Below are 15,066 nucleotides of genomic sequence, written 5' to 3'. Positions count from 1 at the left end.
CCGGATTCACGGCGTCGAACCCGTCGTCGCATGCCGTCCCCGCGTTTCGCCTTGCTCGCCTTCGTCGCCGCATTCGCCGGACTTCCGGCGGCCCCCAATCCCCGCGTCCGTGCGCTCGCGTGGGGCGATACTGGGCGTCCGAATCTCCTCAACGCCGCCCGACGCGGCGCCGTCATCACCTGTTAACCGCGCCTGACGAGGTTTTGCCGATGGTTGTTTTCCCCTCGATTGCGCCTCTCCGCCGGATCTTCGCCGGCTCCGCGTTGGGCCTGCTGCTCGCCGCCGCTGCGCGGGGCGACCGCGAGGTCCTGCCCTTTCCTCCGCTGCCTCCGCGACCGGTATCCGCCGAGGTGATGCAGCAGATTCACGACGAAGTGCGCACGCCCTTCAAATACGGCGTCGTGCTGAAAGGCGAAGCCGGCGAGCTGGTCGATTGCCCCAACGTGTTTCGTCACGAGGGCCGCTGGTATCTGCTCTACGCCGCGAACAAGGACAAGGTTGGCTACCAGACGTGTCTCGCGCGCAGCGACGACCTCCTGCATTGGGAGAAACTCGGCCCCGTTCTGCCGTTTCGCCGCGAAGGCTGGGACCCGTGGCAGGCGGACGGGGGTCTCGCGCTCTACGATGTCAACTGGGAGGGCTCCCACGCGTTGTCACCGTTCGAAGGGCGCTATTGGATGTCGTTTCTTGGCGGCGCCCAACACGGCTACGAACCCGACCCGCTCGCGATCGGACTCGCGTGGACGACGTCGCCCACCGTCGCCCGGCCCTGGACGCGTTTGCCGGAAAATCCAGTGCTCCATCGCGAGCAGGGCGACGTGCGCGCGTTCGAGACGACGACCCTCTACAAAAGCGCGATCATCCGCGACGCGACTGAGTCGCTCGGGTGGCCATTTGTCATGTTCTACAACGGCAAGGCGCCGCCGAATGGCCATGAGGCGATCGGCCTGGCCGTCTCGCGCGATCTCCGCAGGTGGCATCGTCTTGGCCGCGAGCCGGTGATCGAGAATGTCGGCGCGTCGCGCTGGGCGATCAGCGGCGATCCGCAGATCGCGAAGATCGGCGACGTTTGGGTGATGTTTTACTTCGGCGCGTTTTGGAGGCCGAACGCCTTCGACACCTTCGCGTGCTCCTACGATCTCGTGCACTGGACGAAGTGGGACGGACCGCACCTCGTCGAGCCGAGCGAACCTTACGACCGGCAGTTCGCGCACAAGCCCTGGCTGCTGAAACACGACGGGGTGGTTTATCATTTCTACTGCGCGGTTGGCGACAAAGGCCGCGTCATCGCGCTCGCCACCTCACGCGATCTCCGCCGCGTCACCCCATGACGATGTCCTTTCGCTCGCTGCCCGCCCTGCTCGCCTCCTTCGGACTCCTTGCGATGGTCCGCGCGACGCCTCCGTCTGAATCGCGCATTGTCTGGCTCGACGCGCCCGCGACCGCACTTTTCGAAGGCACCCCACTCGGCAACGGCCGGCTCGGCGCGACGATTTACGGCGGCATCGACGAGGAGCGAATCGTGCTGAATGAAAGCGGTATGTGGTCCGGCTCGCGGCAGGACGCGGACCGCCCCGGCGCCGCCGACGCGCTGCCCGAAATCCGCCGCCTGCTCCTCGCCGGTCGGAACGCCGAAGCCGAGGCGCTCGTGAACGAGCATTTCACCTGCGCCGGACGCGGCTCGAATCGCGGCCAGGCCGCCAACGCCCCGTTCGGTTGCTATCAAACACTCGGCAACCTGCGTATCGAATTCTCGGATTCGAACGGATCCGGTGAGGCAGTGGATTACCGGCGCGAGTTGGACCTCGCCGACGCGGTCGCCCGGGTGAGCTTCCGGCGCGACGGCGTCACCTACGTGCGCGAAGCGTTCGTCAGCGCACCGACCGAAGCGATCGTGGTGCGACTCACCGCGAGCGAGCCGGGACGGCTTTCGTTTCGCGCCACCCTCTCCCGGCCGGAGCGCGCGTGCGTCACAGCGGAGAACGCCTCCACGCTGCGCCTGAGCGGTCAGCTGAACGACGGCTACAACGGCGACCGAGGGGTGTGCTACGCCGCGCTGCTGAAGGTTCGCGCGCAGGGCGGAAAGGTCTCCGCGGATGACGGCGTTCTCGTCGTCGAAGCGGCCGACGAGGTCGAACTGATCGTTACCGCCGCCACCGACATCCGCACGTTTGCGGGCCGACGGGTGTCCGATGCCGGCGCGACCGCTGCCGAGGACCTTCGCCGAGCGCTCGCCCATGATTACGCAACGCTCCGGCGCGAGCACCTGGCGGATTACCGGCGTTTCTTCGACCGCGTGTCGCTGCAACTCGGGCCGGCCGACCACGCTCTCGCCGCGCTGCCAACGCCGGCACGGCTGCGCCGGTTTCAAGCCGGGAAACCGGATCCGTCGCTGGCCGCACTCTACTTCAACTTCGGCCGTTATCTTTTGATCTCATCCTCCCGTCCCGGCGGTTTGCCCGCCAATCTGCAGGGCATCTGGGCCGACCAGATTCAAACGCCGTGGAACGGAGACTGGCATACCAACATCAACGTGCAGATGAACTACTGGCCGGCGGAGGTGACGAATCTCTCCGAGCTGCACCAGCCGCTCTTCGCGTTGATCGCTTCCCTTCCGGAGCCCGGCGCGAAAACGGCCAAAACCTACTACAACGCGCGCGGCTGGGTCGCGTTCCTCCTCGCCAATCCGTGGGGCTTCACCTCGCCGGGCGAGTCCGCGAGCTGGGGTTCGACCGTCTCCTGCTCGGCGTGGCTCTGTCAGCATCTGTGGGATCACTATCTTTTCACCGGAGACCGCGCGTTTCTCGCCTGGGCGTATCCGATCATGAAGGACGCGGCGCTGTTCTACCTCGACATGCTCATCGAGGATCCAAAATCCGGATACCTCGTCACCGCGCCGTCGAACTCCCCCGAAAATGCTTTCTTCCTGCCCGATGGCACACCGGCGCATGTCTGCCTCGGACCGACCGCGGACATGCAATTACTCCGTTACCTTTTTGGCGCCTGCAGCGAAGCCGCGCGTTTGCTCGACACGGATGCGGATCTGCGCGCCCAGCTCGTCGCGACCCGCGACCGGCTCGCGTCCACGCGGATCGGCCGCGACGGACGTATCCTGGAGTGGCTTGAGGAAGTTCCCGAAGCGGATCCGCAGCACCGCCACGTCGCGCATCTCTGGGGCGTGTATCCCGGCAATGAGATCACCCCGCGCGATACGCCGGAGTTCGCCGCCGCCGCGCGGCGCTCGCTCGAGGTCCGCGGCGATGGCGGCACGGGTTGGAGTCTCGCGTTCAAGATGGCGCTGTGGGCGCGGCTGGGCGATGGGGATCGCGCGCACCGCCTGTTGCGCCAGGCATTGAAACCCGCCGATGCCGAAACATCGCAACAACGCTGGAGCGGCGGGACCTACGCGAATCTCTTCGACGCGCATCCGCCGTTCCAAATCGACGGCAACTTCGGTGGCACGGCCGCGATTGCGGAAATGCTCCTGCAAAGTTCGCCCGATGAAATCCTCCTTCTGCCCGCGCTGCCGACCGCGTGGCCCGAGGGCGAAGTTCGCGGCCTGCGCGCGCGCGGCGGTTTCGAAGTCGATCTCGCGTGGCGCGACGGCCGGCTCACGTCCGCCACCGTTCGCAGCGTCGGCGGCAGGGAGACGCGCGTGCGCTATGGCGAGCGCACCGCGAACGCGTCGTTTTCCGCCGAGACCGCGCCGCCGTTCATCTTCGCGCCCTGAAGTGCCGTCGCTCAGGGCTCAAACGTCACGCGTCGCGGATTGAAGACTCGCACCGGACCCAGCAAGCCTGACGCCACCAACGGCTCATCCTTTTCGTAGAAACGCCAGGTCGCGAACGTCGTGCGGCCGCCGGGCGGCTTCGGCTCGCCGCGACGATACCAGTCCGGCAAACGCACGATGCCATGCGGATCCTGTCCGCGCTCATCGCGCAGTCCGAACTCGTCCTCGGCGGGCAACTGTTCGTCGCCGATCAGGCGATTGGTCCAGAGCGTCGAGACCGCGACCGCGAGGTCGTTCGCACCGGCGTGCACCAGTTCGGTCATATCGAGGCGGTAGGGCTCCTTCCAAGCCACACCGGCAGAGCGGCCATTAACCGTCACGGCCGCGATCACCTCCACGCGCCCGAGATCCAGGATCACGCGGCGGTCATCGCCAAGAGATAACGCGGGAATATCCAATTTTTTTCGATACGTCGCCGTGCCGGAAAAATATCTGACTCCCGGATCCTCGTGTCGGTGCAGCGACGCGAGCTCGGGTAGTTCGATCACGTCCGGCGCGCCGTGACCCGGCGGAAACTCGACCCGCCACGGTCCGTCGACGGCGATCGGCGACGCCACCTCGACGTCCGCCCGCGCACGGCCGAGTTCGTATCGACCGCTTTTCCAAACGAGCGCGCTCGCGCTGCCACTCGCATCCCGCCCGAGTTCAGTAACGGTTGGCATCGCCGGCAGCGGGACGCCCTGTGACACGAGCGCCTGCAATTCCCCCTCGTCCAACGCCCGCGGGAGATCCGTCGCCGGCGCGGAATTTCCCTCAAAAAAATACACGAGCCCCCGCGAGGGCGGCGGTTCCTCGCCGGCCGCGCGATACAGTCGCTCGAGCGCGGGAAAATGCAGCCGGTAGTCCACGGGCGGCGGTGGCGAACCCACGCCCGAATGCACCGTTTTTCCGCTGCGCCGGCCCTCGCGCACGAACTTGCCGTCGACATAGAGCCGCGGCGTGCCCTCGCGATAGACCACCGCCACATGCGTCCAGCCCGACACCGGTAGCGCGGAGACGAGCACCGCCGGGCAGTCGGCGTCCGAACGTTCGACCACGAAGATGCCGTTGCGGCCGACCGCCAAGCCGGTCGTGGCGTGCCCGGGGCCGAAGCGCCGGTCGCCCGGATCCGCCGGGATCGCGTAATACTTCCCCACCTCGTCGATCCGTCCGTCCGTCGATTCCTTCGGCATCGCCCGCAGATCGGTGTCCGGCTTCACCCAGATCGCCATGGTGAAATCATTCGCCGGCGCCTTAGCCCGAGGCTCGGGCATGATCGAACTCACGACCGGCTGGCCGTCGCGCGTCAGCCACGGCGCTCCGGTTTCCGCGGGTCGTCGGAATAAAATGAATACGGACTCGCCGGCCTCCAGCCGGAGCGGCACGAGCGCCCGCTTGCCGTCGCGCCCGAAAACCACCGCGTCGGTTCTCTCGCCGGTTTCAGGTCGCCAGATTTCCGGCTGTCTGCCCGCCATCTCGCGGAGCGAAATGACCACGTCCTCGACGCGCCGCTGGCGGTTCGCGATGAAGTAAAGATCGCCGGTCGCCAACCGCCGGTGCTGCCACGCCAACGCCGCGTCGGGCGCGGTTCCGCTGAACGCAAGATCCGGCGCGACCCTCAGCTCCGTCAGCGCCGCCCCGATGGTTTTGTTTTCGAACACGCGTCCACCCGTTTCGCGCTTCGAATCCCAGAGTGCGTCGACGAGTTTCCGCATTTCCTCCTCGCTCGCGGGATGACCGACGAGGGTCGGCGAAAAACGCGGTTTCGGTCCAAGTAACGCGGCACCGTGTTCGACGCCCTCCTTCAGTTTCCGCGCCAATGCGAGCGTCATCGCCTCGAGATCGGGCGGCAACACGAGCAGCCGGTAGCGCCCCCCGTCAGGCAAAACCCACGTCCCGTCCTCCACGCGGACGCGGTGCAGCAGCGCGTCGGCGTTGATCAAATCGTAGGTGTAACCGACGGGCAGCACCGGCTGCGCATACTGCGACGGCTCCGGCGAACGCAGCCCGGTGAAATAGAGGACGTCGGCCACATACGTGCCGTGCCGCAGCAGCTCCTGCGTGCGCGTCAGATACGTCAGCCACGCGCCGCTCTGCGCGAACCAGGTGTTGGTGCGCTCGAAATGAAAGCCCCACGGACCCATCGTCATCCCCGGCACCGCGTCCGGATGCGGCTGGTGCGCGTAGCGGTGAAACACGAATTCGTTCACACCCTGCGCCAGCATCTCGTCACCGAGAAGCTTCAGCGCATATGGATATTCGAGCCAGCGCGAGGTTTGCATCTCGCCGGTAAACGCCTCGGCCGCGACGACCGGCTTGCCGTAAACGTGCGCCGCCGAGGTCACCATCTTCACCGTGCGATTGGGCGTCCACGGCGTGCGCGTCCAAAACTCCGTCATCGGCACATCCGGCGATCCGGCGATTTTCAACTCGTCGAAATTGCCCGGCCCGTAGCCTTCGACGTAAAAACGCATCCCGCGCGCGCGCACGAGTTCGCCCATCCGGCCGTAATAGTATTCCGCCATCAGCTCCGCCTGCACGCGGCGAAAATCGTAGAGGAAGCGCTCGGTGATGCCGGCATCACCCACGATCCGGCCGAGGAGCGCCGGGATGTATCCGGTGATCTCATACCCGGTCCGCCGGGCAAATTCCTGCGGAAACCGCGCCGTCCAGTTCTGCATCCCCGCCTCGTAGCTATCGATCGTGATTGCCTCCGGCCCGCGGGTCCCCGCGGCGGCCGCGTCGGCCACCACCCGGGCAATCACGTGATTGAGGTGATACTCCGTCGCGGTCGGGTCCATCTTGTCGCATTCGAGTCCGCGCCCCGCGGCCGAAGCCGCCACGTTTTCCTTCCCCGTGGTCGTGTGCCCCACGCGCAGGATCGTCCAGGCTCCGGGCGGCGCATCCCAATCCAGCCGGCCGTCTCTGGTGTGCGCGGTGAGGTCGATTACCGTTCGTGGATCGATGGCTGCTCCGGCTGCACCTTCCGGCAGCCGCAGTTGGGCAGACACGCGGTAGTCGAGATTCGCCTTGGCAGGCCAATCCGCGAGCCGCGGTGTCCGATGAAGGATGAAATCCGCCACTTCGCCGTCCGTCGCCGGCGTCACGCGCATGAACCGAGCCCGCACCGGCGCGAAACTCCGCACCGCTGGCGCGATGATGCCGTGGCGTCCTGGATTTGCGACCGTCGCGATGGGTTCGAAGGTTTCGCCGTCGCGCGAGCTTTCGACCTGCAGCCGGGGGAATTTTCCCCTGGCCGTCGGCCACGCCGATAGTCCGTGAAATTCCATGTCCCGCAGGAACTCGATCGTGACGGACTCATCCGCCGCGAGCCGCTGGAACGTATCCGCCAGCCGATCGCTCCACACCTGCGGATCGAGTTCGACGCCGGCGCTCGTTCGCATCACTGCAATTTCGTCCTCATAACGCGTTTCCTCGCCGCGCAACGCCGGAAACGCGATCACGCGTGCATCGCGATAAAAACCGAGATTCGCCTGCGGCAGCGGCAGCGCGAGGTTCACCCGGCCGCCGCCGTCGACGGTGGTTTCGGTCCACACGAGTTGCTGCATCGAATGTTCCGGCGAAATCCACGGGCCGCCGCTGCTGGACCAGCCGGGACCGTTGTGCATCCCGATCTTCAAGCCCAGCCGGCTGCCCTCCTGAAACGCGTGCGTCATCAGCGCGCGCCAGTCCGGCCCGAGATACGCGGCGGGCCCGGCCGGGAGATACGTGCTGCCGTCGAAGATCATCGCGCCGCCGAGGCCCACGCGTTGCATCGCCTCGAGATCGCGCGTGATGCCGTCGCGCGTCACGTGGCCGTTCATCCAATGCCAGAAGGTCTGCGGCTTCGCGCTCGCCGGCGGGTTCGTAAACGCCGACGCAAGGGGATCGGCCGGCGGACGCGGCGCGGCCACTCCCGACGTCAAGGCGATGCCCGCAGCGACCAGCGGAAGCAGAGCGAGGCGAAATTTCATCAAGAATCGCGTTTCAGAGACTCGTCGCGCCGACGACGGAACGTGCATCGATTGGGCGGATACGTCAGGCGCGGCCTTCCAAGGCTACCGGATTCGTGAGCGTGCCGATGCGTTCGATCTCGATGGCAACGCGATCGCCGGCGCGCAACCAGCGCGGCGGCTGCGCCGCCATGCCGACGCCGTGCGGCGTGCCCGTCAGGATCACCGTGCCGGGCACCAGCGTCGTGCTGCCGCTGAGAAATTCGATCAACGACGCGACATCGAAAATCATGTCCGACGTGCTCCAGTCCTGCACTCGCTCGCCGTTCAGTATCGTGGCAATCTTCAGCGTCTGCGGATCGGGAATCTCGTCGGCCGTGACGAGCCGCGGTCCGAGGGGTGCAAACGTGTCGAAAGATTTCCCGCGACACCATTGACCACCGCCGAAGCGAATCTGCCAGTCACGGGCGGACACGTCGTTGGCGCACGTGTAGCCGAGCACATACTTGAGCGCGTCGGCGCGGCTCACGTTCTTGCACGCGCGACCGATCACCACCGCGAGCTCGCATTCGTAGTCGACCTCCGCGCTTGCGAGATGCGTCGGCAGAAGGATGGGATCGCCGGGGTGCTGCAGCGCGTTGAGGCTTTTTACGAAGAGAATCGGCCGCTCCGGCAGCTTCGCTTTCGTCTCCTCCGCATGCCGCCGATAATTCAGCCCGATGCAGAGAATCTGCGTCGGCGCGACGGGCGCGAGCAGCTTCGCGACGTCGGCGGGGTCACCGCTCACGGAGAACGCGCCGAAGATATCGCCGTCAATCCGACGAACGGAACCATCGGGCTGTTCGGCGCCGAAATTCAACGCGCCACGGGGATCGAGATAACGAATGATTTTCATGAGTAATTTGATTGCAGGATAACGCCGTCCCGCGCTCGAGCAGCCGTTCAGATCGCAGCCGCATCGCGCGCGAGATACAAGGCCGCCGTGAGAGACTTCGCGCTGCCGCCGGTTCGCCTTTCAACACGCTCGCAAACGCACCGTGCTGTGCACGGTGTAGCGACCGGGCTCCGCCTCGGCGAAAGCGAAGCCGTCCGCGCGGCCGCTGATCGTCAATCCGTCGGCCACCACCGGCGTGCCGCCCTCACTGGGGATAAACACGCTCGCGCGAGTGTTGGGCGGAACCTGAAACGTCCAGGTCAGCGCTTCGCCCTCGCGATGCCATTCGCTCGCGATCTCCCCGTGCATCGTCCGATACCGCGCGCGCGCAAAGCCCAACTCGACTCCGACAAATGGCTGCAGGCGAAAACGCCGGAAGCCCGGCACTTCGGGGTCGAGCTCGATCCCCGCGACGTGACGGAACAGCCACTCGCCCACCGAGCCCAGCGAGTAGTGGTTGAACGAGTTCATCGCCGGATTGAAGAAACCCTCTTCGTGCGTCCACCCATTCCACCGCTCCCAGATCGTGGTCGCGCCATGCTTGATTGGATACAGCCACGAGGGGAACGTGTCCTGCACCAGCAAGCGATAGGCCACGCCGGCGTGGCCGTTGCGCGTCAGTGTCGGATTGAGATGGCTGATCCCGATGAAGCCGGTGCTGAGATGCCAATCGAGGGACTTGATGTCCGCCACCAACCGTTCGGTCGCGCGCGCGCGCATTGCCTCCGGCAGAAGATCGAACGCGAGCGCGAGCAGATACGCGGTCTGCGTCTCGACCGTCAGCTGGCCGTCCTCGCGCAGGAACTCGCGTTGAAACGCCGTCCGCACGCGCTCGAACATCGCGCGAAAACGCCTCTCCTCCTTGTCGCGCCCGAGCGCATGCGCCATCGTGGCCATCTTCGCGGCGTCGTCCGCCCAATACGCCGTCGCGAGGAAGTTCTTCATCGGCGAATGCGTGCCGAAACTCGTGTCGGTCGGGATGCACAACCAGTCGCCGTAGTTGTTGTGCAGGTCCCGGGTCCGCAGCCCGTCCGGATTCGTGCGTTCGAGGTAATCGAGCCACGCCGTCATCGCGCGCCAGTGCCGCTCGACGATCCGCACGTCGCCGTAAACGCGCCAGATCGTCCACGGCACGATCACGCCCGCGTCCGCCCAGCCCGCCGCACCGCCGAGATCGCCGACGCCGGTCCAGTGAATGTCCTCGCGCAGGCGCGGCGCGATGTCCGGAAAAATCCCGTCCGCCGTCTGCGCGTCCTCCACGTCGATCATCCATTTGGTGAAGAACGCCGCCACATCCATGTTGCAGGTCGCCGTGCGCAAAAACACCTGCGCGTCGCCCATCCAGCCGAGCCGCTCATCGCGCTGCGGACAATCCGTCGGCACCGAGAGAAAGTTGTCGCGCTGCGACCACACGCCGTTGCGCCAAAGCCGGTTCACGTCGGGATGCGAACACTCGAACTCGCCCGCCGGCGGCGTCGCCGAATGCACCACACAGCCCGTCACGAGATCGTCCGGCGGCGTGCCCGTAAAACCGCTGAGCTCCACATATTGAAAACCGTGAAACGTGAAGTGCGGTTCATAGACTTCCTCCGGCGCGCCGGCTGCGATGTAGACGTCCGTCGCCTTCGCGCGGCGCAGGTTCTCGACGTAAAGTGTGCCATCGGGGTTCAGCCGCTCGGCATGGCGGAGCGTTATCCGCGTGCCGGCGGGAACGCCGTGGAGCCGCAACTGCACGAAGCCGCTGATGTTCTGTCCGAGATCGTAGACGAACACGCCCGGCCGGAGCTCATGCCGCGAAACCGGCGCGAGCGTTTCGGTCACGCGGACCCTTTCGGAGCGTTGCGCGACCAGCGCCGCGTTCGGCGGCGCGACTTCGCGGACGGGCAGCCAATCGCGCGCCACGCGACGCGCGTCGAACACTTCGCCCATCATGAAATCCGAAGAAAGGATCGGCCCGGTCGCACATAACCACGACGCGTCGGTGCCGACGAGGAGGCGCTCGCCCGTGTCGAGCTCGACTTCGAGCTGAACCAGCAGGCTATTCTCGAGGCTGCCGTAGCGGCCGCGGTGCTCCTGCCAGCCGACGAAGCCGCTCCACCACCCGTCGCCGAGCGTGGCGCCGAGGGTGTTGGCTCCCGGTCGCACGAGCGGCGTCACGTCATAGGTGCGAAAATGGATGCGCTTGTCGTAGTCGGTCCACTCCGGTGCGAACAGGTCCTCGCCGACCCGCCGTCCGCCCAGCGTCAACTCGAACACGCCCCGTGCGCTGGCGTAAAGCGTCGCGCGTCGCACTTCGGCGGATACGGCGAAGTCTCTCCGCAACACCGCCGGCGTGCCGCAGTCGTGCAAGGTTGACGCGATCGCGTCCGGGTCGCGCCGGACGATCTCCGGATCGGCGGCAATCCAGCGCGCGCTCCAGTCGGCGGGCGAGAGCAAGCCCATCGACCAATGCGCCGGCGCCGAGCGCACGGCCGCACCGGTTTCGTCCCACACTTCCACCTCCCAATGACACACCTCGCGCGAGCCGAGCGGCGCGCCGGCATACACCACGTGTGTCGTTTGATCGCTCGTCACGCGGCCGCTGTCCCAGCGATCGGCCCCGCCACGAGCGAGTTGCTCCGGCGTGCTGGCGACGCGCACGCGATACGCGAGCTGACGCGCGCCGCGGCGGTCCGACGCGAGCGCCCAGCTCAGGCGCGGGGCGCGTTCATCGATGCCGAGCGGATCGACGAGATATTCGCAGCGAAGATGCGTGACGTGCGTGGCGGACATGAGGGGAAGACAACCCTAAGCGAGGACGCGCCGGAAGCGAAACGACGCCGCGCGTCAGGCGCGCTCGGTTTCGATTTGTTCGAGCGATTTGCCGGAGGTGTCGGGCATGAAGAAGTAGCCGACCACGCCGCTGACGAGGAGGAACAACGTCAGCAACGCCGCGACCTCCCCGATGCCGGCACGCGCAAGAATCGGCACGAACAGACTCCAGATGCCGAGAATCGTGCGCGCGACGCCGAAGGTGAAACCCTGCGCGGTGCTCCGCAGCATGGTCGGAAAAAGTTCCTGGCTGAACACCTTGTAGAACGCCTCCCCCGCGAGCGCCGCACCGGCAGAGAAGAGCACGATGTTGGCGACGATCACGGGGATGTTGAACGGCAGCAGCAGGAACAGCGCATACGCGGTCACCTGCATGATCGCGCCGATGCCCCACAGCCGCTTGCGCGTGGCGTGATTGCGGTCGGAGAAGCGCATGAAGACGGTCACTGTCACCAGCAGCATGATGATGAACGCCGCACTCGAGAGCCCGACGCTCGCCGCCTGGCTGCCGGCGTTGAGCGTGCGGATGATGTAGGGATTGAAAATGCCCGCCGTGCCCGCGGCCAGGTTCCAGAAAAGATAAATGGTCGCGGTCCAGATCAGCGCGCGGAGATTGGAGCCGGAAAACAACGCCCGCACGGGGCTGCGCGCCGTCTTTTTCCGGGCCGCCTCTTTCCACCGAGCCGATTCCGCCAATCCGCGGCGCAAGGCCCACGTGACGATCGCGGCGACAAACAGGTGCAGGAAGACGATGCGAATCCCGAGCAGGCCGAGCGGCGCGAGCGCCAGCGCGAGCCACAGCACGATTACCGGACCGAGGCACCACGCCACCTGCGTGAAGCCGAGCAGCTTGCCGCGCGCCTTTGCGGGCGCGATCTCGCCGACAAGTGCGAGCGACGTCGGCACATCCGCGCCGACCGCGAGGCCGACGACGAACGTGCCGAGAAACAGCATCTCGCGATTCATCGCGAGCGCGATGCACAGGATGCCCGCAGCGTAGACCATCAGATCGTATTGATAGATGAACTTGCGCCCGAGCTTGTCGCCGAGCCAGCCGCCGACGATCGCGCCGATCGCGCAGCCCAAGGCGTTGGGGCCGATCGCGGCGAGCACGCCGATCGCGCCGTCACTGAGATTCAAATACGTCTGAAAGACCGCGAGCCCGGCACCCAGCGCCACGATCGAACCCGCATCGAGATACGACGCCATACCGGCGAGCGCGGACCATTTCCATTGTTGTCGCGAGATCCGCTCCGTTTCGTCGGGAGCGGTGGCGCGGAGGGGTTCGAGGTTTTCGTCGGAAGGGGCCGGGGCGATGTGGCTCATCAGTTTTGGGGAAAGAGAAACAGGTTCGGCTCAACGAACGGGAATCCAGACGCTCATCTCCGTGTCGCCACGATTCCCCCACGCGTAATACGGCACGACCTTCAACGTAAACTCCCGCGGCGCGGCAGGCTTCACTTCACGATAAAGCTGATCGCCGGTCCACGCCGCGCGCCGCCGCGCCACGGCTGGCACCGTCAATGCAAGCACGCTCGTTCCCGCAATCTCCGCGCGCTCGGAACGAAATGCCAGCGGACGATCGCCAAGTGCGAGCGCGACGTCCTGCAGCCGCACGCTCTCGGGCAGATCGTTCGATTCCACGCAGTAGACGAGCGGGCCGTATTTCACCGCGACCTGATCGACGGTTTCCTCGACCAGCGGATTTGCTTCCCAGAGCGACGGACTGAAATCCAGCTCGAGATCAACGACGTCGCCCACGCGCCACACGCGTTTCACCTCGGCGTAGCTGCCGGGCTTCAGTTCCGCGTCCACGGCCTGGCCGTTGACCCGCACGCGTGCCTGGCCGGAGCGCAACCAGCCGGGAATCCGAAGTTTGACCGCGATCGCGCGCGCCGGGGCGTCATCGATCGTGAGTTTAACCGCGCCGCTCCACGGATAATCCGTTGCCTGGCGCAACCGGATCCGGTCGCCGCCGGTCCAGGCGGTATCGAGGGTGTTGGGCGCATACAGGTGAACCCAAAGCGTGTCATCGGAAAGCGAATACACGTAGTTGTGCGCCTCCGCGATCGTGCGCACGACATTCGGCGGGCAGCAGAAGCTCGCCTTGATGTTCGGCATCCGCGTGCGCGACCAGCGGAGCGGCACGTCGAAGTCGTGGAGCTTCTTGAGCGGGTTCACGTAGAAGTAGCGGTCGCCGTCCAGATTGATGCCCGGGAGGATGCCGTTGTAGAGCGCCTGTTCGAAGAGATCGGCGTAAGCGGCGTCGCCCGTCACCGTCAGCATCCGCCACAGCCACATGCCGTAACCGATCGTCGCGCAGGTTTCGTTGTAGGCGGTGAGGTTCGGCAGCTGGTAGTCGCGACCGTAAGCCTGGTGGATCGTTTTAATGTATCTGTGCTGGGTGTGATCGACGCCGTCGGGCGACGCGCCGTCGTAGAGCGCGCCCGTCATGCCGGTGATGTAGAGTTTCCGGCCGGCGACGTTCCGGGAGATCGTCTCGAGAGTGTTGAAGAGCGTCGGATCGCCCGCTTCGGCAAACACGTCTGCCACGCCGGCGTAAAGGTAGTTGGCGCGCACCGCATGTCCGACCGCTTCGGTCATCGCGCGAAACGGCATCCGATCCTGGTTCTGATCGCTGCCGTCCTTCGCCGGCACGAGGCTGCGAATCTCGATCAGTTGCCGGCCGAGTTCGAGATAACGCGGATCGCGGGTAACACGATAAAGCTCGATCACGCCCATGTAGTGCGACGGGCAGATCGCGTTGCGCGCGAGTTCGTCGGGCACGTTCTTGCATAGGCGTTCGATGTAGTCGGCGGCCTTGCGCGCGAGGTCGAGCAGCGAGGATTTTCCGGTGGCGCGATAGTGCACGCAGGCGGCGGTCATGAGGTGCCCCATGTTGTAGGTCTCGAAGTGCTCGCGATCGGCGAACTCCCTCGCCTTCCGTCCCTGCCGTTGCGGGATGATCGTCTGCGTGTGCAGATAGCCATCCTCGCGCTGCGCCTTCGCGATCACCGCGATGATCTCGTCCATCTGCCGGTCGATCGCCGGATCCTGGGTGACGGCGTAAACCTGCGCGAGCGCTTCGAACCATTTCAGAAAATCGCCGTCGTTGAACGGCGGTCCGGAAAAACTTCCCTCCTTCAGGCCGGCGGCGATCAGATAATTATCCCACGCATGGCTGGCGACCGGATCGATGAAGATGTCCCACATGTGCGGGATCATCGTCACGCGACAGGTTTCGAAACGTTCGCCGAGGAGACCGCCATTCCAGCGCACGTCGCCGAGATCCACCATATACATTTTCGCCGCCGCGGAACGCGTCGTGTCGACCAGGCTCCGCGCGCCGGCCTGCACCTCGTGGCTTGCGAGAAGGCCCATCGCCACGGCGAGGGCCAGCCGAAGGATCACGCTCCCCACTCGCACTGGCGTTTTGGCGGCGGGTTCGTCGGGAGGAAAATCACGGTCGCCGAAAACAATGCCAGGGATGGGACGAAACGGATTCACGGAAAAATGGGGGCAGGGGTCCCGGTCCACTCCGTTACGCGGGATGCCACTGCTGAAGCGAAGGCGGCCTCCCGCGCCGACAAGCGGCGCCG

General features: G+C 65.8%; 8 protein-coding genes. 3 read left to right on the top strand and 5 right to left on the bottom strand.

What is annotated here, in order from left to right; genetic code table 11:
* Positions 1 to 30: 30 nt before the first annotated feature.
* From AC6RV7_RS13010 to AC6RV7_RS13000, 3 genes are read left to right on the top strand one after another with little or no spacing between them, the layout of a single operon-like run.
* The gene (locus AC6RV7_RS13010; RefSeq protein ID WP_500094428.1) at positions 31 to 186 is read left to right on the top strand and encodes a hypothetical protein; all 156 of its coding nucleotides are present in this window, start codon (positions 31 to 33) and stop codon (positions 184 to 186) included.
* Positions 187 to 209: 23 nt separating this feature from the next.
* Entirely contained in the window at positions 210 to 1,331 is a 1,122-nt protein-coding gene (locus AC6RV7_RS13005) for a glycoside hydrolase family protein (protein ID WP_500094427.1), read from the top strand.
* On the top strand, positions 1,328 to 3,730 hold the full coding sequence (locus tag AC6RV7_RS13000; protein ID WP_500094426.1) for a glycoside hydrolase family 95 protein: 2,403 nt from the start codon (positions 1,328 to 1,330) through the stop codon (positions 3,728 to 3,730). Before AC6RV7_RS13005 ends, AC6RV7_RS13000 begins: the two co-directional genes overlap by 4 nt.
* Before the next feature lie 11 nt (positions 3,731 to 3,741).
* On the opposite strand, the gene AC6RV7_RS12995 is transcribed toward AC6RV7_RS13000, so the two are convergent.
* From AC6RV7_RS12995 to AC6RV7_RS12975, 5 genes are all read right to left on the bottom strand, one after another.
* Entirely contained in the window at positions 3,742 to 7,743 is a 4,002-nt protein-coding gene (locus AC6RV7_RS12995; protein ID WP_500094425.1) for a glycosyl hydrolase, read from the bottom strand.
* 64 nt (positions 7,744 to 7,807) lie between these two features.
* Positions 7,808 to 8,617 carry a fumarylacetoacetate hydrolase family protein gene (locus AC6RV7_RS12990; RefSeq protein WP_500094424.1) on the bottom strand — a complete coding sequence of 270 codons (810 nt, stop codon included), beginning with the start codon at positions 8,615 to 8,617 and terminating at the stop codon, positions 7,808 to 7,810.
* Between the two features lie 120 nt (positions 8,618 to 8,737).
* The gene (locus AC6RV7_RS12985; RefSeq protein WP_500094423.1) at positions 8,738 to 11,428 is read right to left on the bottom strand and encodes an alpha-L-rhamnosidase; all 2,691 of its coding nucleotides are present in this window, start codon (positions 11,426 to 11,428) and stop codon (positions 8,738 to 8,740) included.
* Between the two features lie 54 nt (positions 11,429 to 11,482).
* Positions 11,483 to 12,793, bottom strand: a complete 1,311-nt coding sequence (locus tag AC6RV7_RS12980) for an MFS transporter (protein WP_500094422.1) — start codon at positions 12,791 to 12,793, stop codon at positions 11,483 to 11,485.
* A gap of 30 nt (positions 12,794 to 12,823) precedes the next feature.
* The gene (locus AC6RV7_RS12975; protein ID WP_500094421.1) at positions 12,824 to 14,974 is read right to left on the bottom strand and encodes a glycoside hydrolase family 127 protein; all 2,151 of its coding nucleotides are present in this window, start codon (positions 14,972 to 14,974) and stop codon (positions 12,824 to 12,826) included.
* Positions 14,975 to 15,066 lie beyond the last annotated feature (92 nt).

The sequence above is a fragment of the Opitutus sp. sgz309028 genome (assembly GCF_059821195.1).
This window is presented reverse-complemented; position numbering and strand designations above follow the sequence as displayed.

What these genes read in the sequence shown, in the direction of transcription:
- AC6RV7_RS12980 (WP_500094422.1), bottom strand. Translation starts at nt 12,793, where the DNA reads ATGAGCCACATCGCCCCGGCCCCTTCCGACGAAAACCTCGAACCCCTC.
- AC6RV7_RS13005 (WP_500094427.1), top strand. Translation starts at nt 210, where the DNA reads ATGGTTGTTTTCCCCTCGATTGCGCCTCTCCGCCGGATCTTCGCCGGC.
- AC6RV7_RS13000 (WP_500094426.1), top strand. Translation starts at nt 1,328, where the DNA reads ATGACGATGTCCTTTCGCTCGCTGCCCGCCCTGCTCGCCTCCTTCGGA.
- AC6RV7_RS12995 (WP_500094425.1), bottom strand. Translation starts at nt 7,743, where the DNA reads ATGAAATTTCGCCTCGCTCTGCTTCCGCTGGTCGCTGCGGGCATCGCC.
- AC6RV7_RS13010 (WP_500094428.1), top strand. Translation starts at nt 31, where the DNA reads ATGCCGTCCCCGCGTTTCGCCTTGCTCGCCTTCGTCGCCGCATTCGCC.
- AC6RV7_RS12985 (WP_500094423.1), bottom strand. Translation starts at nt 11,428, where the DNA reads ATGTCCGCCACGCACGTCACGCATCTTCGCTGCGAATATCTCGTCGAT.
- AC6RV7_RS12990 (WP_500094424.1), bottom strand. Translation starts at nt 8,617, where the DNA reads ATGAAAATCATTCGTTATCTCGATCCCCGTGGCGCGTTGAATTTCGGC.